Origin of the sequence: Collinsella sp. AF38-3AC (genome assembly GCF_003474365.1) — a bacterium.
GTDB lineage: Bacteria > Actinomycetota > Coriobacteriia > Coriobacteriales > Coriobacteriaceae > Collinsella.
This window is the reverse complement of the sequence record NZ_QROM01000002.1, coordinates 103,527-126,621: the sequence shown is the minus strand read 5'-3', so window position 1 is coordinate 126,621 and position 23,095 is coordinate 103,527. Positions and strand designations below refer to the sequence as shown.

The window sequence follows — 23,095 nt, the reverse complement described above, 5'->3', positions numbered from 1 at the left end:
CCTTTCGGTTAGCTAATTCCCACAAACATGCAGCCGGAGGTGGCACCGCGCAGGCGAGCGGCGGGCTTGCGACCTGCCTGCGCTGCTTCGACGGCGCGACGGACGCGAGCGACGGCACGGCCCACCTCATCCGTCTCGAGCAGCGTTCCGTCCACCATGAGACGACGTACGCCGGCATCGAGCAGCTGAGGAACCTGCGGCGTGAGGTCGATGGGGTAGGCATCGTACAGGCGAGAGCGGCCGTGGATATCGGTGCGGACGGGCATGACCTTTCCGTCGATATTCTTGAGAGAGAGCTTGCGGGCACGCAGACGGCAGTTGGCACAATCGTGGATGCAGCCGTTGGCAACCTGCAGAATGCAATGCTCGCTTGTCATGACGCGCGGGCGGCCAAAGACGGTGATGCCCAGAGCCGCGGGCGCGGCGGCGCCGAGCGAGACAATCTCGTCGAGCGTGATCTCGGGCGAGAGCCAAAACGCATCGGCTCCGCGCTCTGCAAGCGCCTCCATGCAGGGCGTATTGTGCACCGGCAGGCAAGAGCGGACCTCCGCCGTGGCGCCGGCCTGCGCGGCTACGGCGAGCTCGGAGATATTGCCGACGGCGACGGTGGCTCCGGCATTGATCCAGGGATCGACGCGCTCGTGGTCGATGGCGCGACAGACCTCGTCGAGTATGGGCACGATGCCCTGCTCAAATGCGTCGGCGGGGGAGAGCGCGGCGGCCTCGAGCGCATCGGTGGTCATGTAGATGCGCGTGGCGCCCTCGGTACGGGCGGCCTCGGCTGCTTCGAGCGAGGTGACGGCGGCGCAGATCTGCGGCTCATCGCGGTAATGCTCGGGTGCGGGGCGCGTGCATTTGTCGAGCACCGGCAACTCGAGCGTTCTCGCGCGCTCTTCGTACGGCGCCAGAATGACCTCTTCCAGTGCCTTGCAGGCGGCGGCGCGCACCTTGTGCACGGCGGAGAAGCCCATGCCGCAGCCGGCGTCGAGCGAAACGTCAAAGCTCGCGGCCTCAAAGGGAGAGGAGCCCATGCGCCCGACGTGCTCAACCAGATCGGATGCCTCGACGGCGCGGGTCTTGGCGGCCTCGACGGTGAAGTCCGTGGCGGTGGCGGTGAGCGCGGGGTTGTCACAGCAGGTGAGTGTGACGGTAAACGGCTCGCCCAGGCGCGCCACGACGGACACGTCAACAGCTCGGCGGCGCAGCACATCGCGCTTGAGCGCGGCGCCGGCGGCGTCGATGGCACGCTGACTGCGAATCACGCGGACGCGGCAGCCCTCGGGCATGCTGCGGGGCACGCGACATTCGATGATGTCACCGGCGGCGGCATCATCGGCGGCAATGGTGGTCAGGAACTGGTCAAACTCGTTATCGTGGCGAAGCTCCAGCAGGTCGCCCTTGCCCACGGGCTCAAACAGCTCAATGCGGGCGATGGCGGCGCGGCGACGGCGGTCGTCGGGTTTGAGGCCGCACACATCGCGGTTGGCCGGGCGGCTGCCCAGCACCGTGCCCACGATCTGGCCGCGGTTGTTGGAACGCTCATAGCTCATCATCTCGTCGCCCGAGGTACCGTCCTGATAGGCGTGCGTAAAGTCGCGGTTGAAGCAGCGCTTGAGCTGGCGCTGACGGGCGGCTTCCTCATCCTCGGCAACGGTGGCTCCGGATAGCATGTCGTCAATTTCGTGACGATACACATCAACGATGGAGTACACGTAATCGGGCGCCTTCATGCGGCCCTCGAGCTTGAGCGACGCGGCGCCGGCGTCATACAGACGGCGAACAAGCTGTGAGGTGTTGGTGTCACGCGGGCATAGCGCACGCTCGCGGCCGGCGGGGGAGAGCGTGCGACCGTTCTCGTCGATCAGCTCGTAGGGCAGGCGGCAGGGCTGGGCGCACATGCCACGGTTGGCCGATCGTCCCGCCATGGCAAAGCTTGAAAGCAGGCACAGGCCCGAGTAGCAAAAGCAGATGGCGCCATGGCTAAAGACCTCAAGGTCCACATCGGGCGCGGCATCGTGGATGGCGGCAATCTCGTCGATGGAAAGCTCGCGCGAGAGGGTTACGCGGTCGGCGCCCTGCTCGCGGCACCAAAGGGTTCCGCGGTCGTCGTGGATGTTCGCTTGGGTCGAGATATGCGTCTCGATGCCGGGCATCGTGCGCTTGACCTCAAAGAACAGGCCCCAGTCCTGGATGATGAAGGCGTCGGCGCCCAGCGTGGAGCAGCGATGGATGAGCTGCAGCGCATCGCTCATCTCGGACTGCTTGATGACGATGTTGACCGTGACGTAGACGCGCGAGCCGGCCAGGTGCGCGGCGCGGCAGGCCTGCTCAAATGCCTCATCGGTAAAGTTGGTTGCCTTGCGGCGGGCGTTGAAGCTGCCCATGCCGCAGTAGATGGCGTCTGCCCCGGCGGCGAGCGCGGCGGCAAAGGGCTCGGGCCCTCCGGCGGGGGCCAAAAGCTCGGGCCTGCGGTTGGTGGTTCGACTGGCGGTTGCGGTCATATCCTGCCTTTCAAAATGCTCAGATACTCAAAAGTATAGTGGCGCCGTCGCGATGGACGATGCCCGTGCTCCAAGCGGGATAAAGTCTTCAGCAGCTTGGGCTGGCTGACCCCGTGGAGAGCCGTTCGGCGGTCCGGGGAAACCGTTGGGCGATAAAATATTCTTGCAACTTAATAATAATCTTGCATCGCGCGGAAACCTTGAGTACTATCCCAATCAAGCGCGGCATTCAGACCGAACTGTGCCTCCCGGTATGAATGCCGCGCTCCCGTTCCCTTTTACTTGTAAGGAGAAAAACATGAGCAAGACCGTCGTTTCTTCCGATAACGCACCCGCAGCCATCGGCCCGTATTCCCCCGGCATCCAGACCGGCAACATGGTGTTCCTGTCCGGCCAGCTGGGCATCGATCCCGCAACCGGCAAGATGCCTGAAGGCGTCGAGGCTCAGGCTAAGCAGTCCCTTGCTAACGTCGAGGCCCTGCTGACCGCTGCCGGCGCCACGTTTGCCGATGTTGTCAAGACGACGGTCTACCTGGCTGATATTGCCGACTTTGCCGCCGTGAACGAGATCTACGCCTCCAAGTTCGAGGCTCCGTTCCCCGCGCGCAGCGCCTTCCAGGTTGCTGCCCTTCCGGCTGGCGGTCTCGTTGAGATCGAGGTCATCGCCGCTCTCTAAGATGTAGGCGAAAACAAGCCATGACATGCAAAAGAACCCTGCAGCGCGTGCGAAGCTGCAGGGTTCTTTGTGTCAGGGGTAGTCTTTTTGGGACGGGGCTATTTTAGCTACCCCTACATGCAAGATTGATTTTACTTGCGGCTCATCGAGATCACGGGCAGAGGGAGGGTAGCTAAAATAGCCCCGTCCCAAAAAGACTACCCGCGCTCCATTCTGCTCGTTAGCCCTCCTTGCGGACCTTTTGCAGGTAGCGGTATACGCTGGGCTCAGAGATGCCCAGCGCGGAGGCGGCGCAGGCCACGGCGCCCTTGAGCATAAACACGCCGTTGCCGTTGAGATGGCGGATAACATCGACGCGGTCGGCTTGGCCGAGCGAAGAAACTTCCATTCCGCGGCTTTCGAGCAACTCGGAAATACTGCGGTCGATGAGCTCCTGTGTGGACTCCGAAAGGCTTTCGACCTCGATAGACGCGGGCTCCGCCTGCCTAGGCACAGCGTCGAAGCATGCCATGAGCTGCTGCGCCATGGCGTTGATGGAGCGCACGGTCGAGAGATCGGTGTTGACGCAGAGCATACCGACGATCTCGTCATTCTCGCGGATAAAGTACGTCGCTGACTCCAACGTCTTGCCGCCGGCACCGCGTCCCTCGTAGCCCGTAATAAACGGCAGGTCGCGATACTTGGCGTCGTGCATGATCTTGAGTGCCAGATCGGTGGCGGGACCGCCGACCTTGCGGCCGCTCACGATGCCGTTGCGGATATCGACGATGGCGTGGTCGGGATCCGAGAAATCGTGCAGCACGATTTCGCTGTTCTTACCGAGTACCTGCTCCAAGAAATCGACCATCGGCAAAAAGCGACGTACGGTCTCGTTCACGGGCAACTCCTTTGGGTTCTATCGAAGTGTTCATAACAGTTTTTCTCATGGTAACACGCTGCCCATCATCTCGCATATCCGCAGGTACATTGCGTAATACAGACGAACGGTAGGATTTTGGCGGTAAGCAGTCGACCAAAAGAAAAGTTAGATGTTATTTTGACCAGACACTTTTCTGACCTGCGGAAATGCGTTTTCTCAGCTGAAGAATAGTCTGATAACAAAAAATTATTATTGAGAATGAGAATCCACTTTAATGCGATATGCAACGAAGGCACAACCTCAACCCCGCACTGCGTCACAATAGAGCGTTAGATGCGAAAACAACTACTTCGAGGATTGGTGGTCAAATGACCCAGGAGACGGTTACGAACGGCACTGAAGCCCTGTTCACTCGCGAAGGCATGCCTCCCGTTAAGGCTTTAGCTTTGGTGCGCTGCTGGGCGGCGAGATCGTCGGCGGCGCCGTTGCGGTCCTCTTTGGTCTGGCCTACAGCAAGATTAAGTGGCTGTTCCCGCCCGTCGTGACCGGTACGGTCATCTTCTCCATTGGCGTCTCTCTCTATCCCACGGCCGTCAAGTACATGGCCGGCGGCATGGGCACGCCGCTGTGGGGCACCCCGCAGGCCTGGTGCGTCGCTCTTATCACCTTTGTCGTGGTCTTTGCGCTCGCCAACTTTGGCAAGGGCACGCTCAAGCTGGGCTCCGTGTTCTTTGGCATGATCGTTGGCATGATCGTCTCCATCCCCTTTGGCATGATCGACTTCTCCAGCGTCGCCACCGCTCAGGTCTTCGCCCTTCCCAAGCTCATGCCCTACGCGCTTGAGTTTGATCCCGAGGTCTGCATTACCCTCGCCGTCGTGTTCCCCATGGTTGCCATCCAGGTTATCGGTGACGTCTCCGCCGCCTGCCTGGGCTCCATCGACCGTATGCCCACCGAGCGCGAGCTCTCCGGCGCTATCGTGTCCCAGGGCCTCACTTCTATGGTCGGCGGCCTGCTGGGCGGTCTTCCCACCAGCGCCCTTGGCCAGAACGTGGGCATCATCTGCTCCAACAAGGTCGTCAACAAGTGGGTCTTTGTGATCATCGCAGCCGTCTTTGCCATCGCCGGCCTGTTCCCGCAGCTCTCTGCCGTCCTTTCCGCTATCCCGCAGCCCGTCATCGGCGGCGCGACCGTCGGCGTCTTTGGCACCATCACCATGAACGGCGTGCGCATGTTCACTCGCGAGGGCCTCACGCAGCGCACCACCACCATCGTCGGCACCTCCGTTGTCTTTGGCCTGGGTATCTGGATGGCCAGCGGTTGCCTTGCCGGCGAGGGCATGCCCACCTGGGTGTCCACCGTCATCGGCTCCAACGCCGTGACCCCCACCGTCATCATGGCCATCGTGCTCAACCTGATCCTTCCGCAGACGCCGGTCGCGGCTCAGCACATCGATGCTGCCAAGGACGCTGCCGTGGACCTGGTCCTGCCCGAGAGCAAGAAGTAACCAATTCGGTGCTATTCGTTGGCGGACGTATCGCCTCGTCCGCCGACGCCATGCGGCGATAGGCCGCACTTCAAAGGGTTTGTCCCTTTGGTGAAGCGTTGACGGGAGAGGGCCCGTTTCCGGTGTAGGCCGGCACTTCGCACTCCGCCATGTCAGAGGTGTCAAATCCCGCCCCTGATGCTGAAGGGAGCATCCATGCTTCTGGTCGCTAACGGTTCCGTTTTTACCCGCAACGCTCAGACCCCGTTCATTCCAAACGGTGCGGTCGCCATTGACGGAGATACGATCGTCGAAGTGGGCCCCGAGTGCGAGCTCAAGGCCAAGTACCCGGATGCTGAGTACGTCGACGCCCAGGGCAACCTCATCATGCCCGGACTCATCAACTGCCACACCCACATCTACTCGGGTCTGGCCCGCGATTGCCATCAAGGGCTGCAACCCCACCAACTTCCTGGAGAATCTTGAGCAGCAGTGGTGGAAGATCGACGACAACCTGACCCTCGCCGGCACCAAGGCCAGCGCCTATGCCACGATCTTGGATTCCATCCGCGATGGCGTCACCACGATCTTCGATCATCATGCGAGCTTCTGCGAGATCCCGGGAAGCCTCTTTACCATTAAGGATGCAGCTCAGGAGCTGGGCATGCGTTCGTGCCTGTGCTACGAGGTCTCCGATCGCCGCGGCCAGGAAAAATGCGACCAGGCCATTGCCGAAAACGCCGAATTTGCCCAGTGGGCCGCCAAGGAGTGTCGCGATAACGACAACCACATGATCGCCGCCATGCCCAACGTGGGCTGGTGCGAGGCTATGACCATGCTGTTCGAGAACAACGTCAAGATGGCCAGCAAGTACTTCGATCGTAAGCTCGGTGTGCTTGAGCCCGGCGCTTGTGCTAGCGCTACACCGTATTTGCGCCCGCCGCGCGGTCTCGCCGGGCGTTACAGAGAGGAGCTCATTATGAGCGACATCATGAGGCCGATCCCGTTTTCGCAGCTGATGAACTGGATCATCGAGGAGCACAAGACCCAGGACGCCATCTTTGGCGTGCGCAAGATGGTCACGACCAACCAGGGGGGCGCGCTTCCCATTTTTGACGAGTGCATCGAGACCCCGTTTGGCCCGGCCGCCGGTCCCAATACGCAGCTGGCCCAGAACATCGTGGCATCCTACGTGGCCGGTTCTCGTTTCTTTGAGCTCAAGACCGTTCAGGTGATGGATGGCGAGGAGCTCTCCAAGTGTGTGAACAAACCCTGCATTGTGGCGCAGGACGAGTGCTACAACTGCGAGTGGTCGACCGAGCTCGAGGTTCCGCAGGCCTTTGCCGAGTACGTGAAGGCATGGTTTGCCTGCCACCTGATCGCTCGCGAGTACGGCCTGGGAAGCCCGGACGGCTTTGTCTTCAACATGTCCGTGGGTTATGACCTCGAGGGTATTAAGAGCCCCAAGGTCGACGCCTACATCGAGGGCATGAAGGACGCCAGCGGCTCTGACGTCTGGAACGAGTGCCGCACATGGGCGCTCGCCAACCTGGACAAATTTGAGCATGTCGATGCCGCGTTTGTCGAGTCCTTCCCGGCGCGTGTCTCCAACTCCATTACCGAGTCCACGCTGCATGGTTGCCCGCCGGCGGAGATCGAGCGCATCGCGACCTACCTGATCACCGAGAAGGGCCTCAACTCCTACATCAAGTGCAACCCCACGCTGCTGGGCTATGAGTTTGCACGTCAGCGCCTCAACGAGCTGGGCTTTGACTATATCGTCTTCGATGACACGCACTTCCGCGAGGACCTGCAGTGGGCCGATGCCGTGCCTATGTTCGAGCGCCTGATTGCCCTGTGCGCCGAGCGCGGCCTGGAGTTTGGCGTCAAGCTGACCAACACGTTCCCCGTCGATGTGACGAGGAACGAGCTGCCCTCCACCGAGATGTACATGTCGGGCCGTTCGCTGTTCTCGCTGACCATCGAGGCCGTCCGCCGCATTACCGAGCAGTTCGATGGCAAGCTGCGCATCAGCTACTCCGGCGGTGCCACGGTCTACAACATCCGTGCCCTGTATGACGCCGGCATTTGGCCCGTCACCCTGGCGACTGACGTGCTCAAGCCCGGTGGCTACGAGCGCTTTAGCCAGATCGCCGGCGAGTTTACCGATCTGGACGGCAAGCCGTTCGCGGGCGTCTCTCTCGACGCCGTGACCGCGATTCAGACAGATTCGCTCACCAACCCGCTCTACAAGAAGCCGCTGCGCCCGCTACCCGACCGCAAGGTCGCCGGCAAGAGCCCGCTTTCCGACTGCTTTACCACGCCGTGCCGCACGAGCTGCCCCATCCAGCAGGATATTCCCGCCTACCTGGCGGCTGTTGACGAGGGCCGCTACGAGGACGCGCTTAACATCATCATCGAGCGCAACGCCCTGCCGTTCATTACCGGTACCATCTGCCCACATTCCTGCGGCCGTTCCTGCGAGCGTGCGTTCTACGAGCCCGAGGGCGCCCAGATCCGCGCCAGCAAGCTCAAGGCCGCCCGCGAGGCCATGACCGCCGTGCTGCCCAAGCTGCGCGCCCAGGCCATCGCCAACGACGGCGAGCGCAACGTTGCCGTTATCGGCGGCGGCCCTGCCGGTCTGGCGACGGCGTTCTTCCTGACGCGTGCCGGCGTGCCCGTCACCATCTTTGAGGCCCGCGACTCGCTCGGCGGCGTGGTCCGTCACGTGATCCCCGAGTTCCGTATCGCCAGCGACGATATCTACCACGACGCCGAGCTCTGCCTGGCCTTTGGCGCCAAGGTGCAGCTCAACGCTCGCGTGGATTCCATCGACGGGCTCAAGGCCCGGGGCTTCACCGACGTGGTCGTGGCCACCGGCGCCTGGATGCCCGGCTCTGCGGGCTTGGGCGAGGGCGCCGAACTCGACGTGCTGGAGTTCCTCGAGGCCGCCAAGAAGGGCGAGAAGCTCGAGCTGGGCGAGGACGTCGTGGTCATTGGCGCCGGCAACACCGCCATGGATGCTGCCCGCGTGGCCAAGCGCCTGGCAGGCGTGAAGAACGTGCGCCTGGTGTATCGCCGCACCAAGAAGCAGATGCCCGCCGACGAGGAAGAGCTCGATCTTGCTCTTGCCGACGGCGTTGAGTTCTGCGAGTTGCTGGCGCCCAAGGCGCTCAACGGCGCCGTGCTGACCTGCGATGTTATGGAGCTTGGCGAGCCGGATGCAAGCGGCCGTCGCAGCCTCGTCGCCACGGGCGAAACTGTTGAGCTTCCCGCCACCACGGTGATCTGCGCCGTGGGCGAGGGCATCGATGCCAGCCTGTACGATGCCGCGGGCGTCGAGCACGACCGTCGCGGCCGCCTTGCCGCCACCTCCACCGGCGTCGAGGGCGTCACGGCTGCCGGCGACTGCCGCCGCGGTCCGGCGACCGTGGTCGAGGCTATCGCCGATGCCGCCGAGGTTGCCCGTGCCATCGCCGGTGTGGACTTTAACAGGTACGCCGACTGCAACGAGCAGGCCGGTCGCGAGGATACCTGCTACGAGCGCAAGGGGTCGCTGTGCCGCGACAAGCGCAACTGCACCAAGACTCGCTGCCTGGGCTGCGGTTCGGTGTGTGAGGTCTGCTGCGACGTGTGCCCCAACCGCGCCAACGTTGCCATTAAGGTGCCGGGCCTGGCCAAGCATCAGGTCGTCCATGTCGACGGCATGTGCAACGAGTGCGGCAACTGCGCCGTGTTCTGCCCCTACCAGGAGGGTCGTCCCTACAAGGACAAGCTCACCCTGTTCTGGAGCGAGCAGGACATGGAGAACTCCGAGAACGAGGGCTTCCTGGCCGTGGACGAGGACTACTTTAAGTTAAGGTCCGCGTCGCCGGCACGGTCCGCACCGTCTCGGTCGATGCCGTCAACACCGGTCTTCCCGAGGCCGTCCGCCTGACCATCAGGGCTGTGCGCGACAACTATTCGTACCTTCTTAAGAAATAGGCGGGTCTCTTATGGCCAAATCCATTCAACATAACGTGGCCTACGTTGCCTGCGGAAGCGGTTGCGCCTCCGCAGGCGGCGACGCCCGCTGCGTGGGCGATGCCATTGTGTTGGTGGTCGCCGAGGACGAAGCGACGCTCGAGAAGGCCAAGAAGCTCGTAAAGATCGATTACGAGCCGCTGGAGCCCGTGCGTAACATTGTCGAGGCCAAGGCTGCCGACGCCCCTCACCTGCACGACAGCTTCTTTGCCTTTGGCAACACGGTGTAGCTCAAGGACAACGTGTGTCAGTGCCGCCATGTGACGCGCGGCGACGCCGCCAAGGCGCTGGCGGAGAGTGCGTTCACCGTGACGCAGCGCTTTACCACGCCCTTTACCGAGCATGCCTTCTTGGAGCCCGAGTGCGCCGTTGCCTTCCCGTACAAGGACGGCGTCAAGGTGCAGTCGACCGACCAGGGCGCCTACGACACGCGCAAAGAGTGCGCCCACATGTTTGGTTGGGATAGCGAACCCGAGCGCGTGGTTGTAGAGACCATGCTCGTGGGCGGCGGCTTTGGCGGCAAGGAGGACGTGTCCATCCAGCACCTGGCCGCGCTTGCTGCCTATAAGCTCCAGCGTCCTGTGAAGTGCAAGCTCACGCGTGCCGAGTCGCTCGCTTTCCATCCCAAGCGTCACGCCATGGACGGCACCTTTACACTGGGCTGCGACGCCGAGGGGAACTTTACCGGCCTGGACTGCGAGATCAACTTTGACACCGGCGCCTACGCGTCGCTGTGCGGCCCGGTGCTCGAGCGCGCCTGTACGCATGCCGTCGGCCCCTACAAGTACCAGAATACCGACATTCGCGGCTTTGGCTACTACACCAACAACCCGCCCGCCGGCGCGTACCGCGGCTTTGTTTTTGCAGGACGTTGCCGAGGCATGTGGCCTGCCGCTTCACTGCATTGCCAACGGAGAGTGCTCCACCGAGAACGCTCCCGACTCCGGCACCACGTCTGGCTCGCGACAGACGGTCGTGACTGGCGAGGCCGTGCGCGGTGCCGCCTTCCTGCTGCGCGATGCCATGCTTGGCATCGAGGCCGGCAAGCCTGCGCCCACCGCTCCCGTGAGTGCACATGGCGACGGCGTCAAGATCGAGTACGACGACGGCCGCGCCTATCAGCTGCGAAAGCAGGAGCTCGTCGTCTGCCAGGGTACGCATCCTCAGGATCCCACGGCCGCCATCAAGGCGCTCGAGGGATGCGAGTTTGGCTACGTGTACCTGGAGCCGACCGACAAGCTGGGCGCCGACGTCCCCAACCCCAAGAGCCACATCTGCTACGGCTTTGCCACGCATGTGGTCATTTTGGACGATGACGGCCGCGTGAGTGAGGTCTATGCCGCGCACGATTCCGGCAAGGTGGTCAACCCCATCTCCATCCAGGGTCAGATCGAAGGTGGCGTGCTCATGGGTATGGGCTATGCGCTTACCGAGGACTGGCCGCTCAAGGACTGCGTACCCCAGGCAAGGTACGGTACGCTTGGGCTGTTCCGTGCGCCCGAGATTCCGGATATTCACGCCATCTACGTGGAGAAGGACGAGCTGCTGCCCGTGGCATACGGCGGCAAGGGCATCGGCGAGATCGCCACGATCCCCACGGCGCCCGCCGTAGAGAACGCCTACCGCGCGTTTGACGGCAAGCTGCGTCCAAATCTGCCCATGGTGGATACGCCCTACAGCCGCGTCCACAACCGCGGCTAGGGTAGGGCGCGGACGGCCATTGCTGACAGATCGTCCGCGCTCAACATCAACTGTATATGCCGTGCCTTCCATCGTCCCTCGGTCACAACAAAAGCCCGACCCCTCTTTCGAAGGGCCGGGCAGGAGGCATTGGATTATATGAGGCAGAACCAAAAAACCGCCGCATCGCTCAATCGCCCAAGCGCCGCGGTGTGTGCGGCAACCATGTCTAGGCGGTCATGCCACCGTCGACGATGAGCTGCGTTCCCGTTACGTAGCTGGAATCATCGCTCGCAAAGAACACGGCGACTGTGCCAATCTCACGCGGCTCTCCGCCGCGACCCATGGGAATCTTTGCCAGCGTGTATTGGGTGAATTCGCCGTCGCGCGGCATCATCTCGGAGAAGATCGTTCCGGGACAGATGGCGTTGACGCGAATGCCCTTGGGAGCGAGCTCCGCGCCCATCGAGCGAGTGAACGAGAGCGTGGCAGCCTTGCTGGCGCCGTAGCTGCTCATACCGGGGCAACCGCCAAGGCCGCCGATGCTTGCGACGTTGACGATTGCGCCGCCGTCCGTCATGGCTTTGACGGCAAGCTGCGTGGCATAGACGTAGCTGTGAAGGTTGAGGGCCATCACGCGGTCGAAATCGTTGGCGATGTCCATGGTCTCGACCTGGAAGTTAGTCATCATGCCGGCGTTGTTGACCAAGATATCGAGTTTGCCATACGCCTCGATGGTCGCGGAAAAGAGCATATCGACATCCTGCTCGTTTGTCATATCCGCCTGCACAAAGGTCGCGTCATGCCCAGCATCGCGGAGCTCCTTTTCGAATGCCTCGCCCTTTTCGCGGCGTCGACCGCAGAAAACGACCTTGGCACCTTCCTCGCAATAGCACCAGACGACACCCTGGCCAATGCCCGACGTCGCGCCCGTGACGATTGCGACCTTTCCATCAAGTTTGCCCATCTGTTCCCTCCGTTATGTTGTGAATTACGGTATCAAAACCGCTGATAAACTAAGTTTGGTCTATTTCATTCGGCATTACTAGGGGATAAAATATCCAAAAGTGTTCATAAGAGAACACATAATTAACCATCATTCATTTTGCGAAGCCGGTAATCCATGAATCGCTCGAGGAAAGCATACTTAGAGGCGCTTGTCGAGTTACTGCGAACAAAGTCGTATTCCAAGATAACGGCGAGTGACATCATCCGTCGTAGCGGCTACGGACGCACGGGTTTCTACCGTCAGTTTTCGGACAAAAATGCGCTCGCCGCCGCGCTCGTCAAAGAGCATACCGCGATGTATGCTCGAATCCTCGCGAACGATCTGCGCGATTCGCAGTGCAACATGGAGGACATGGTGCGGCATATCCTCGAACACGTAATGCAGCATCGAGCGGAGTACCATGCCATTCTGTCGTCGCAGATTCCTGGGCACGGCTTCGATGAGTTCTGTGTGTGCGCGCTCGTCGATTTTCGCATTATGGCGAACGCTCGCCCCAACTGCTCCGATGCCGAGCTCGACTATGACCTGTTCTACTATGCGACCACGCGCCAGTTCGCGGATTATCTGCGCTACTGGGATGCTCACGGATATGAGCCAGCTGCACCACAAATGGCCAAGCGCATCGCAGGGGTGATTGACCACTTGTCGCCGGGGGACGCCTTGCGTTTTGAGAATTCGGATGGCGCGGAGAGTAGGGGAGACGTTGGGCTGATCTCGTTTGCCGAGCTGTCCTAAATTAGTGCCGCGGGTAAAATAAGGTCGACGGCAGCCCAAGTGGTGGAAAGCTGGGCGACGCCGTTACTTAGATCAAGGGGTCAATGCCTTAACGGCGTCGATCCCTCTTCTTTTTCTTCGAACGCTGCTTGAGTGCCTTGGAAAGTCCGACAAGCGCTCGTGGGGCGGATTTGCCCCGGTGCTTCCGGGACATTCCACGCGTGGCGGGGCGCCGCCTCTTTCGCATGCGTGCCGATTGCCATATTACGTTATAGCTAGCTATATTATAGGAAGGTATAATATAGCTAGCTATAACGTAAAGGAAGGGAGGCCCTATGTTTATCGGAAGAACAGCGGAAATGTCCGAGCTCAATCGACTGTATGACGCGGGTTCATTTGAGATGCCTGTGATTTATGGCCGTCGTCGTGTGGGTAAAACGCGTCTTATCACAGAGTTCATCCAAGGCAAGAAGGCTATTTACTTTCAAGCTCGTCGCACTAACGCAGAGGCAAACCTGCACGGCTTTAGCCAGGCGATACTTGCGGGCTCGGTTGGTGCTGCGGGTGTGTCGTTTCGTAGTTTTGACGAGGCATTCGATGCGTTAGCCACCATGGCCCGCGCGGAACGTTTGATTGTCGTGATTGACGAGTATCCCTATCTCGCTCAATCAAATCCCGAGATCAGCTCGTTGCTGCAAGACAAGATCGATCACTTGTACAAAGAGACCAAGCTCATGCTGATTCTATGCGGCTCGTCTCTTTCGTTTATGGAGGAACAGGTGTTGGGCTACGAGAGCCCACTATACGGTAGGCGTACGGCCCAGTTTAAGATCATGCCGCTCGATTTTACGACGACCCTCGGCCTGTGGCACGACATGGATCGCGAAGACGCTGCGGTTTGCTATGGCATGACGGGCGGCATTCCCGCGTATATCGAGAAAGTCGATTCCGCCGCATCGCTCAAGGACAACATCAGACGTCTATTCCTTACCCCTACGGGCTATCTCTTTGAGGAGCCGAGCAACTTGCTTTTGCAAGAGTGCCGTAATCCCGAGCAGTATGATGCGATCGTGCAAGCAATTGCTCAGGGGCGCTCGAGAATCTCGGAGGTTGCGAGCTCTACGGGAATTCCTGCAAGCAATGTAAAGAGCTATGTGGATAAGCTGGCGTCGCTTGGAATTGTCGAGCGCGAGCTGCCCCTAAACGAGACGAGCAATAAGCGAGCCGTGTATCTGCTGAGCGACCAGATGTTTAGGTTCTGGTACAAGTTTGTGCCGCAGAACATCGGGCTGATTCAAAACGATATGGCCGAGATGGCGTACAAGCGCATTGAGCCGTACTTATCGGATTACATGGGCACGGTCTTTGAGCTTATATGCAGGCAGTACGTGTACGAACTTGCGCGGGCGGGCCAGCTCGACGTGGTCCCTGCGACCGTTGGACGCTGGTGGGGGACGGATAATCGCACGCAAACGCAGGAAGAAATCGACTTGATTGTTGATGATGGTGATGGCGCTGCGCTGTTTGCGGAATGCAAATGGTGCAATGAGCCGGTGGGCGAAGACGTGCTGCAAAAGCTCGTGCATCGAAGCGAGCTCTTTAGGCGGCAGCAAAAAAGCTACGTGATCTTCTCGAAGCGTGGCTTTACGCAAGGATGTCAGGAAGCTGCGAAGAGCAGGGGAGATACCAAGCTGATTTCGTTTGCCGAGATGTGAGGGCGGAGATAACCAAGCGCGCTCTGATGTGATGCTCGGAATGGGTCGCGCTTTCCGGATCGCCCTTCAAGCGGAAGCTCATATGTTCAAGAAATGGGAGGCAGCTCATCGCGAGCTGGGGCCTTTTGTTTGGAGCGGAGGCAGCATCCCGGAATTCGGGCAATCCGGTGGTCAGGGGCTGAGCGAGCGTCGCGCTAAGGATGCCAAGCGTAAAACCTTCAATGAAAATAGCGTAAAAACTGCATCCGACATGGCGTAAAAACTACATTGAAAGTAGCGTAAAAACAGCATTGAGAATGGCGTAATTTCGCATATCGCATGATCGCCCGAGCTTGCACACGGCCTTTTGCGAGCTCTTGCCATGAACGAGAGCCAGGCTGTCACGTACAAGACGCTCATAAAGGACGCCTCGTACGGTGAGGCGGGCCCCGACGAGAGGACCATCGCTGCGTACTTGGACCTCTTCAACAGGCTCAAGCTGACCGAGGACCTGTGCGGATGGGAGCCGCCCATGCGCTCGAAGGCCCGCGTTCGCGTGCGCCCCAAGCGCTACTTCTGTGACCCGTCACTTGCGGCGGCGTTGCTGGGGGCTACCCCTGAGCGGCTGCTTGGCGATATGCAAACGCTGGGGATGCTCTTTGAGAACCTCGTTCTGCGCGACGTGTGCGTGTTCCTTTCCACCTACGGCGGTGTCGACAACAGTGTCCATTATTTCCGAGATGAGAAGGGCTTTGAGGTCGATCTGATCGTAGAGCACGACGGGCGCTGGGGAGCCATCGAGGTCAAGCTGAGTGATGCGAAAGCAGACGATGGAGCGAGAAATCTCAAGGCGCTGGAGAGGAAAGTGCTCTCCAATCCTGCCGCCCAGAATGCCGCGCCGGCGTTTTTGGCGGTCGTGGTTGGAAAGGGGAGCATTGCCTACACACGCGACGACGGCGTGGCGGTGATCCCCATGGCGGCACTTGGGGCGTAGTGGTATTGCGGGCGTGCCGTGCTTCCTTTACCGAAAATCCATTTGGTAAACCAGATGCTCGCGGATAGAATAAAGTCGACGGCAGCCCAAGTTGTGGAGAGCTGGGCAGCGCCGTTGCTTGGTCAAGAGGTCAGTGCCTTAATGGCAGCGACTTGTTATGCTTCGAATGCTGCTTGAGTGCCTCGGAAAGTTCGATAAGCGCCGTGAAGAGCAAGACCAAAGCAACCAAGAGCTCTACGAGCTCTGATGGGCCCGGGATGACCGCTGATTCAAGTCACCGGGCCTAAATTCTATTTTTCACACATTTGAATAAAGCGGTGTTCCCTTTAGAACCGTCTGCATGGCGCACGCCTGGCGCATGGTATTGCGCCCCGCTTTCATGTCCGCACGAGCGCCTATCCTTACGGCAATGTAGCCGCCTATGTAGCAAGCGGCAGGCAACGGAGAAAGGCCCTAATCGTGTCGGCTGAAAAGACGCCGTGTATCTCGGCTATCGATACGACGAACTTTGCGCGCCAGATTGTGCTGGACTTTGAGTTTGCGCCGGCGCCAAAGCAGCGCCAGCGCCGTGGGCTGCGCAATGAGATTATCGAGGTCGGCGCCGTCAAGCTCGATTACCACGGCAACGTTATGGGCGAGTTCTCGCAGTTTGTACAGACGGAATTTACCGAAGGCGTTACGTTCCCCGTCCGCGAGCTCACAGGGATATCGGCCGTGGACACTGCGATGGCCGATCCGCTCTATGTGGTGATCAAAAGGCTCAGCGATTGGATCGGTCGCTACTCCGCCCAGGTGGTCTGTTGGAGCGGAGCGGATCGTCGACAGCTTTTGACCGAGTGCCAGGCAAAGCACATCGATCTTTTCGCATTTCCTGCGGACTGGGCCGACCTGCAGGCGTTTTACACCTCGATCATGGACGTGGGCAGCCACGGTTGCGTCTCTTTGAGTGACGCGGCAACGTGGTTTGGCATCGAGTTTGACGAGTCGACGGGTCACGCCCACAGCGCCCTGGCCGATGCGCGCGTGACCGCCAAGCTGCTCAAGCAGATGATGGAGGGGGACTATCATGTGAGTTCGCGCGCCCAGGAGATCCGCCAGCGGTGGGGGATGGGCGAGCGAGTCCAGACGCACCTTTCCAAGAAGTGCCCCGAGCTGGGAGACCTGCTGTTGAAGCTGAAGGCGGAGGGGAGGTAGGGGCTCTCGACTGCCGCAATTGAAGCCCATTTGATAAAACTTCCGTATGCGGATAAGCTATAAGTCAATGGCTCCGGGAATGACCTCTGATTCAAGTCACCGGGGCTCATTTTATATTGATATGAGATTGTAGAGATTCATATGCGTGTGATGCATTTCGTTGAGTCGGATATCCCTTCTGACATCTAGGCATGTAAACGCACGCTTGCCGATTTAATGCCGGCGTAGTTAGGTTGTCCGCGTAAGCTAGTAACATATTGTGCTGGCCGAGATAGATGACTGCGTGGATGGTGTCAAATGGGTTCTGATCTCAATAACTTATCGGTTGTAGATAAGGCAGAGGCCCTTTTTGGATACTTGGAAGAGTTCTCCAAGATTAGGATGAAGATCGTTCGCAGCGTAAACGATTACGCTTCGGACTGCGTTGATTTGGAGAGCTTGCCAACAGATAACGGATGGATCGAGGTGCGATTTCGCGATTCCGCTAATAACGATGGTCCGGTTTTGAGTGTCGCTAAACCGGAGTTCAAAACGTGCCCGCAGCCTCCGGATGAGATCGCGCCGTGGATTGCAGGCGGATGGGAAAGCTATAAGAACCAGATAGGGTTCAAGTTTCCACCCGAGGAGCTTGCGGAGGCAAATGAAGAAGCGCCGCAAGATCTATTTATGTCCGATCCCGCTAGAGCTCAACTGCTTGAGGAATGGGGCGGCGAGCGAGACAAATGGGTCACATACCAAACTAAGGCGACAGAAGCCTCTGGGGTGTATGAGCGCCTGTTTAAAATGAAAGAAAAACTCAAGAGCGACCCCGATAAACTCGAGGTCGTTGCCGCATCGATGAACGTTCGGCTTTCCGAAGACAAGAGGGTTGATCACCCAGTCTTTACTCGAAACATGAAGATTGAGCTCGATGCGGAAAAGGGAATCATTTCCGTTGAAGATGTCGATTCCAGTACGTTGATTCAAAAGGACCTGCTGTCTCAGTCTCAGAATCTGACGATGAGCAAGATTAGTGAGGCGGAACAGAGGCTCGACGAGGAAGAAGTGCATCCGCTTGATCGTGATGCAATTGCCCGTGAAGCCAAACTGCTCGTGAATCAGCTATCGCCCAAGTCTCGTTATTTTGACCGCGCTGATGCTGCGCGAGACCAAGAAGCCGATATAGACGTTCGACCCGGTTTCTATTTAATCTTTAGGCAGCGCCCTGATGGAACCGCGGGCGCTATCGGCAGAATTGTAAAAACGATTGATGAGACTCAGCGCGTCCCTGCGTTCTTAAACGGCCTTCTTGGCGAGTTTTCGCACGATGAAACCACCCCGGTCCTTGAGGATTTATCGGATGGGTCTACGGTTTCTCGGCGCTTAGCGGAGGCAAACGGAGAAGACGACGAGATTCTATTGGCGAAACCTGCCAACCGTGCGCAGTTAGAGATTGCCAAGCGAATCGAGCAAGATGACGCCGTTCTCGTTCAGGGCCCTCCGGGTACCGGTAAAACTCATACGATTGCAAACCTGATGGGCAGCTTTTTGGCACAAGGCAAAAGGGTGCTTGTAACGAGCTATACCTCAAAGGCTTTGACGGTTCTTGCCGACAAGATGCCTCCTGAGCTAAGAAGCCTTTGTGTGTCTTCGCTGGCATCTAACGGCAAGGACGCTCGTGATTCGGTAGAAGCGATCGTCAACCATCTTGCCGAGCATTCGATAAGTGAACTGAATAAATCCGTGCAGGAACTATCTTGTCAGCGAGAAGAGATACTGGTTGATCTTGCAAAGGCGCGCAAATCTGCCTTTGTTGAACGAGAGGCCGAGAACAAACAGTTTGAGCTGGGGAATGAAACCCTCACTCCGCATGATGCCGCACAATTTGTTGCAAAGAATAAGGAAGAGCTGGGCGACATTATTCCCGGCCAGGTGAAGCTGTTGGCGCAGCTTGATATTTCGATTGTCGAGGAACTTTACCAAAGCAACGGCATTGCCTCTGCAGAAGATGAGGCAGAGGCGATCTGTCTACAGGATGTTGACTGGATGGCCTTGCTCCCCAAGCCAGACGTCTATGCACAGGAGTTTGAGAAATACAGCCAGACCAGTTCTTTGGCGGACGAGCTGATTCGTCGCCACGGTTGGGAGCTATGCGACGATGGGGGAGCGGTGGAGGTCGGATCGGCTGTTCTCCCCGTTTTGGACGATGAGTCCGAAGCATTCGGCACGGTGAAGAACCTTGTAATGCACGGGGCTCTGAGCGAGGAGTGGCAGCGAGAGGTCGCTGCGAGATCTTTGAGGGGCGAGGGCGAGATAACGATCTGGCATCGTCTCTGCGATGAGGTTCAGTCGCTTGAACAGCGAGCCTCGTCATATCGAAGCAAGTGGTTTCCGAGGCAGGTTGCGCTTGGTGACAACAGCGATTATCAACAACTGCGCACGCTTGTAAGCGGGTACAAAGATTACTTAGGTAAAACGGGCCTGCGAAAGTTGTTTTCTTCGGTCAAGAGCTTGCCCGATGGCGTGACGGTCAACGGGGCACAGGTGGCTTCGCCCGAGGACTGCGATGCCATCCTGGACTACATAGGGCTTATGGAAGAGCGACACGTTTGCGCCATTCAATGGGATGCGCTTATGGGAACCGTTGGCGTGAGCTGCTTTGCAGAGCTGGATAGCAGCGAGCCCGAGCACGTGGCATTTCGATATATTGAGGGTATTAAGGCGGCCCTTGTGTGGAAAGCCGAGTGCATTGACATGCTGTTTGACGCATTGGACTCAAACGGCATCTCTCATGTAGCGATCTTTGACTGCCCTACCATGATTTCTGAAAAAGAGGTCGTGGCCAAAACCTTGCAAGTGCTGGAAACGGGTCTCACGGATTACCTTAAGTTGTGTGCCGCACTCAAAAAAATAAGGGCGATTAAGACATGGGCAGAAGACGTTTTGAAGAGAATCGAGGACGCTTCGGCCAAGCACTGTGAGACCGCTGCTGCATTGAACGACTGCATTGTGCAGCTTCGCCCTGTTGGGGATTTCGGCGAAGCGGTTGACCCCGAACTCGGCTTAGTGCAAACATATCGCGATCAGTACAATCGTCTACAGTGGCTGTGCGAAATAAGGGCGGCAGTTAAGCGCCGACATGAGCAGCTGAATCAATTGTCGCAAATTGCTCCGGGATGGGCACAAGCCGTTCGTGAGCGCGAGGGCGTTCACGGGGCCACGAGCGTTCCGCGGGGTATCGAACGAGCATGGAAATACAAGCAGTGCCAGGCAATCGTTGAGTATGCCGATCGTGCAAACTCTTCCAATCCCCATAAGGAAATATCTGAGCTGGGCAAACGCTATCGTGACATAACGGCAAAATTGGCAGGCATGATGGCGTGGCTCAAGATTCACAAGGACCTTGAGAGCAATACAGAGCTTAAGGTTGCGCTGAACGGCTGGAAGCAGACGGTCGCGCGAATTGGTAAGGGAACGGGCAAGAACGCATCACGGCATCGCTCGAAGGCCCGTGCTCTCATGGCGAAATGCCAAAGGGCTGTGCCGGCATGGATTATGCCGATTGGCCAAGCGCTTGACTCTTTTGACCCCGCCAACAATCTGTTTGATATCGTAATCATCGACGAGGCAAGCCAGGCCGACATGACCGCTCTGGCTATTACGTATCTTGCAAAAAAGGTAATTGTTGTTGGTGATGACAAACAAGTGAGCCCTCTTTCTGTCGGTGCAAAGGAATCCACTGCCGACGGATTGGCTGCTTCGTATATCGAGGGAAAGGGAATTCCCAACGCCCATCTGTATCGAGCAAGATACTCGCTTTACGAAATTGCCCAGCAGGGTTTTTCACCCATCATGCTTACCGAGCACTTTAGGTGTGTGCCGGATATCATCGGCTTTAGCAATGGGTTATCGTATGGTGGAAAAATCAAGGCGTTGAGAGACGCCGATGCGGGTGGATTGACACCGGCGTTGGTTCCTTTTCGCGTCGAAAGCGGCATGCGCTCGGGTAAGGCGAAGATTAACCAGCAAGAGGCCAAAGCCGCAGTTGCGATTATCCGCGCCTGTCTTGAGCAGCCAGAATATGAGAACAAGACATTTGGCGTTTTGTCCTTGCTGGGAGAAGAGCAGGCTGACCTGATTCGAAACGAACTGCTTAAAGAGATGGATCCCGCTGAGTTTGAAAAACATGAGATTATTTGCGGCAACGCTGCGGGTTTCCAGGGTGATGAACGCGATGTCATGATTCTAAGCATGGTTGACAGCAACGAATCCGAGACTCCCTTGCGCTTTATGGGGACGGGCTCGGATGACGCATACAAGAAGCGTTACAACGTTGCTGCGAGCCGCGCGAAAGACCAGATGTGGCTTGTATATTCGCTTGATCCAGCTCGTGATCTAAAGAGTGGCGACCTGCGTAGGCAGCTAATTGAGTACATGCTCGATCCGCATACGTTTGACGCTCAGATTGAGGAGGCGCAAGAAAAAGCCGAGTCCGATTTTGAGTTGCAGGTGTGCACTGAGCTTTCCAAGCGCGGTTATCAATATGAGCAGCAAAAGGAAGTCGGAAGCTACCGCATTGATATTGTCGTGCAAAGCGATCACCACAACGTTGCTATCGAATGTGACGGCGATCGTTGGCATTCAACCGAGGGGCAAATTATCGCGGACATGGAGCGACAGACGATTCTGGAGCGTGTGGGATGGGATTTCATCCGTATCCGAGGTAGTGAGTTCTACAGCGATCGGGATGCAACGATGGATCGAGTTGTAGCCGAACTCGCTATTTACGACATTAAGCCAGGCCAACAGCTCCCCACGGTTGCCCGTGACACCAGCGAACGCCTCGAGCGAGTGCTCGAGGCGGTTCGCGACAATTTCGATGACGAAGTGGACGAGAACACACTCGAGTCCACGGTTGCTCGAGATTCGGCCATCGCAGCCGCTCTCCAAGAGGTGAGGCAGCCGTGCAAACCGGATGAGAAGCTGGAGGACGATGGCGCGAAAGGCAACCCTGCCGATATGGATATATCTGCTGGTGCAGGTAATCGACGCATTCGAGTGGATGAACAGCATGCGTCGGCAGCGGGGGAGAACTCGTGCGAAAAGACACTCCTCCTTTCTCTTGGTAAGGCGGACTATAAGTTTTATAAAGCGCATCAGCCAAGCGCGATTTGGGTGCTCGGCGATCTGTCGATTCGGACATCGATAAAAGAAGTCTGCTCTTCTTTTGACTACGATTGTGACTATCGTGCCGAGGGCGCCGAGGTTACGGGAGGCCGCTCCGCATGGCTTCTGTATCCCAAGGACATGCGAGCGGATGCTTCGCGCGAGCCCCGCTTAAAAACGGTCAAAGTGCCAGCCAAGAATAAGCAGGAAGATGCACTGCTCGTCGCATTGGAATCACTGCACATTTCCTTCGTTGATAAGCGCGGCAAGCAGGGGCCGCTGTGGGTTATTGATCACCCGGTATTCAGACAATACAGGGATAGTTTCGAGAAAAACTATCATGTTAAATTTAGATTTAGCGAGCAGGGATCAAAATCGACGTCGTTTCAATCCGCATGGTATATGGTTTCGGGTGAGCCAGAGCGGACCGTGACGTCTGCAATCGGTGGCGCTCAACATGATTCGACTGCCAGCGGTCCAGTATGTGTTCCGTACGTTTCTGCAAACATTGCAACATCGCCACTTTCCCATGGTGCCTATGACTCCGATTCATGCATGCGCGCCGCTGCCGATCGAATGTGTAAAATCATTTCAATTGAAGCACCTATTGAAAAGCAGCGTTTATTTAATGATGTTCGTGCTAGTTTTGGAATTGAGCGGAGCGGCGTCAACATTAACGCGACAAACCAGAGCGTGCTCAATCGTGTCGAGCATGCCGTTACTCAGTTTAATGGGCGTGAGTATATTTGGGCCAATGCCCAAGATCCTGGTAAATGCAGCTTTTTTAGACCGAATGACGATGTGGCAAACAGAACGGTCGAACAATTTGCCAAAGAAGAGCTGATTGCGGCAGTGCTGTATTGTATGTGCTCGAAAAATGGCACGTTGGCGATTGACGACATCGTGTCTCAGACGGCAAGAGCGCTAGGTTTTGCGCGCAAGGGTAGTACGGTTGTTAAAACCATTCAGGCAGCGGTAAATGCCGCGGAGTGCGCTGGGTTAATTCGGCGGCTTGATGATGGTCGGTACAGATTGAATTATTGATTCGTGTAGTGACGGCTTATGGCATTAAACGAGGACATGGATTGTAGCTGGTTGCCTGTTACTTATTTACTGCAAT

At 58.1% G+C, this 23,095-nt stretch carries 15 protein-coding genes and 1 pseudogene; 13 read left to right on the top strand and 3 right to left on the bottom strand.

Going from position 1 to position 23,095, the window contains the following annotated elements; translation table 11 throughout:
* Positions 1 to 8 precede the first annotated feature (8 nt).
* Positions 9 to 2,501, bottom strand: coding sequence for a U32 family peptidase (locus DW029_RS01915; RefSeq protein ID WP_118345134.1), 2,493 nt, complete (start codon positions 2,499 to 2,501; stop codon positions 9 to 11).
* 298 nt (positions 2,502 to 2,799) lie between these two features.
* Between DW029_RS01915 and DW029_RS01910 the strand changes: the two genes are divergently transcribed.
* Entirely contained in the window at positions 2,800 to 3,177 is a 378-nt protein-coding gene (locus DW029_RS01910) for a RidA family protein (protein ID WP_118345133.1), read from the top strand.
* Between the two features lie 220 nt (positions 3,178 to 3,397).
* Here DW029_RS01910 and DW029_RS01905 read toward each other — a convergent pair whose 3' ends face one another.
* The gene (locus DW029_RS01905) at positions 3,398 to 4,054 is read right to left on the bottom strand and encodes a transcriptional regulator (RefSeq protein ID WP_233543770.1); all 657 of its coding nucleotides are present in this window, start codon (positions 4,052 to 4,054) and stop codon (positions 3,398 to 3,400) included.
* A gap of 436 nt (positions 4,055 to 4,490) precedes the next feature.
* Here DW029_RS01905 and DW029_RS01900 point away from each other — a divergent pair, with 436 nt between their 5' ends.
* From DW029_RS01900 to DW029_RS11630, 6 genes and pseudogenes are all read left to right on the top strand, one after another.
* A complete protein-coding gene (locus DW029_RS01900) occupies positions 4,491 to 5,543 on the top strand; it encodes a uracil-xanthine permease family protein (RefSeq protein WP_118345132.1) in 1,053 nt (350 codons plus the stop codon).
* A 195-nt stretch (positions 5,544 to 5,738) separates the two neighbouring features.
* Positions 5,739 to 6,008, top strand: coding sequence for a hypothetical protein (locus DW029_RS11645; RefSeq protein WP_233543769.1), 270 nt, complete (start codon positions 5,739 to 5,741; stop codon positions 6,006 to 6,008).
* 178 nt (positions 6,009 to 6,186) lie between these two features.
* Positions 6,187 to 9,459: a putative selenate reductase subunit YgfK gene (ygfK, locus tag DW029_RS01890; protein ID WP_370220077.1), complete on the top strand. Its 3,273-nt coding sequence runs from the start codon at positions 6,187 to 6,189 to the stop codon at positions 9,457 to 9,459.
* Between the two features lie 58 nt (positions 9,460 to 9,517).
* Positions 9,518 to 9,775 carry a hypothetical protein gene (locus DW029_RS11640; RefSeq protein WP_118345131.1) on the top strand — a complete coding sequence of 86 codons (258 nt, stop codon included), beginning with the start codon at positions 9,518 to 9,520 and terminating at the stop codon, positions 9,773 to 9,775.
* 12 nt (positions 9,776 to 9,787) lie between these two features.
* A pseudogene (locus tag DW029_RS11635) lies at positions 9,788 to 10,345 on the top strand (molybdopterin cofactor-binding domain-containing protein); the annotation flags it as partial.
* 55 nt (positions 10,346 to 10,400) lie between these two features.
* Positions 10,401 to 11,246, top strand: a complete 846-nt coding sequence (locus tag DW029_RS11630; RefSeq protein ID WP_118345130.1) for a molybdopterin cofactor-binding domain-containing protein — start codon at positions 10,401 to 10,403, stop codon at positions 11,244 to 11,246.
* Between the two features lie 208 nt (positions 11,247 to 11,454).
* Here the strand turns inward: DW029_RS11630 and DW029_RS01870 are convergent, their stop codons facing one another.
* Entirely contained in the window at positions 11,455 to 12,192 is a 738-nt protein-coding gene (locus tag DW029_RS01870; protein ID WP_117734339.1) for an SDR family NAD(P)-dependent oxidoreductase, read from the bottom strand.
* A gap of 156 nt (positions 12,193 to 12,348) precedes the next feature.
* On the opposite strand from DW029_RS01870, the gene DW029_RS01865 reads away from it, so the two are divergent.
* From DW029_RS01865 to DW029_RS01840, 6 genes are all read left to right on the top strand, one after another.
* On the top strand, positions 12,349 to 12,969 hold the full coding sequence (locus DW029_RS01865; RefSeq protein WP_118345129.1) for a TetR/AcrR family transcriptional regulator: 621 nt from the start codon (positions 12,349 to 12,351) through the stop codon (positions 12,967 to 12,969).
* A gap of 314 nt (positions 12,970 to 13,283) precedes the next feature.
* The gene (locus DW029_RS01860) at positions 13,284 to 14,663 is read left to right on the top strand and encodes an ATP-binding protein (protein ID WP_118345128.1); all 1,380 of its coding nucleotides are present in this window, start codon (positions 13,284 to 13,286) and stop codon (positions 14,661 to 14,663) included.
* Between the two features lie 82 nt (positions 14,664 to 14,745).
* The gene (locus tag DW029_RS11220; RefSeq protein ID WP_158572592.1) at positions 14,746 to 14,922 is read left to right on the top strand and encodes a hypothetical protein; all 177 of its coding nucleotides are present in this window, start codon (positions 14,746 to 14,748) and stop codon (positions 14,920 to 14,922) included.
* 102 nt (positions 14,923 to 15,024) lie between these two features.
* A complete protein-coding gene (locus DW029_RS01850) occupies positions 15,025 to 15,636 on the top strand; it encodes a DUF4143 domain-containing protein (RefSeq protein ID WP_233543767.1) in 612 nt (203 codons plus the stop codon).
* Positions 15,637 to 16,095: 459 nt separating this feature from the next.
* Positions 16,096 to 16,830, top strand: a complete 735-nt coding sequence (locus DW029_RS01845; protein ID WP_158572591.1) for a 3'-5' exonuclease — start codon at positions 16,096 to 16,098, stop codon at positions 16,828 to 16,830.
* Between the two features lie 297 nt (positions 16,831 to 17,127).
* Entirely contained in the window at positions 17,128 to 23,019 is a 5,892-nt protein-coding gene (locus DW029_RS01840) for an AAA domain-containing protein (RefSeq protein ID WP_118345125.1), read from the top strand.
* The last annotated feature ends 76 nt before the right edge of the window (positions 23,020 to 23,095 follow it).

Coding starts and splice junctions, on each gene's coding strand:
- ygfK (WP_370220077.1), top strand. CDS start 6,187: ATGCGTTCGTGCCTGTGCTACGAGGTCTCCGATCGCCGCGGCCAGGAA.
- DW029_RS01865 (WP_118345129.1), top strand. CDS start 12,349: ATGAATCGCTCGAGGAAAGCATACTTAGAGGCGCTTGTCGAGTTACTG.
- DW029_RS01870 (WP_117734339.1), bottom strand. CDS start 12,192: ATGGGCAAACTTGATGGAAAGGTCGCAATCGTCACGGGCGCGACGTCG.
- DW029_RS11645 (WP_233543769.1), top strand. CDS start 5,739: ATGCTTCTGGTCGCTAACGGTTCCGTTTTTACCCGCAACGCTCAGACC.
- DW029_RS01860 (WP_118345128.1), top strand. CDS start 13,284: ATGTTTATCGGAAGAACAGCGGAAATGTCCGAGCTCAATCGACTGTAT.
- DW029_RS01910 (WP_118345133.1), top strand. CDS start 2,800: ATGAGCAAGACCGTCGTTTCTTCCGATAACGCACCCGCAGCCATCGGC.
- DW029_RS01840 (WP_118345125.1), top strand. CDS start 17,128: ATGGGTTCTGATCTCAATAACTTATCGGTTGTAGATAAGGCAGAGGCC.
- DW029_RS01915 (WP_118345134.1), bottom strand. CDS start 2,501: ATGACCGCAACCGCCAGTCGAACCACCAACCGCAGGCCCGAGCTTTTG.
- DW029_RS11220 (WP_158572592.1), top strand. CDS start 14,746: ATGTTCAAGAAATGGGAGGCAGCTCATCGCGAGCTGGGGCCTTTTGTT.
- DW029_RS01850 (WP_233543767.1), top strand. CDS start 15,025: ATGAACGAGAGCCAGGCTGTCACGTACAAGACGCTCATAAAGGACGCC.
- DW029_RS11640 (WP_118345131.1), top strand. CDS start 9,518: ATGGCCAAATCCATTCAACATAACGTGGCCTACGTTGCCTGCGGAAGC.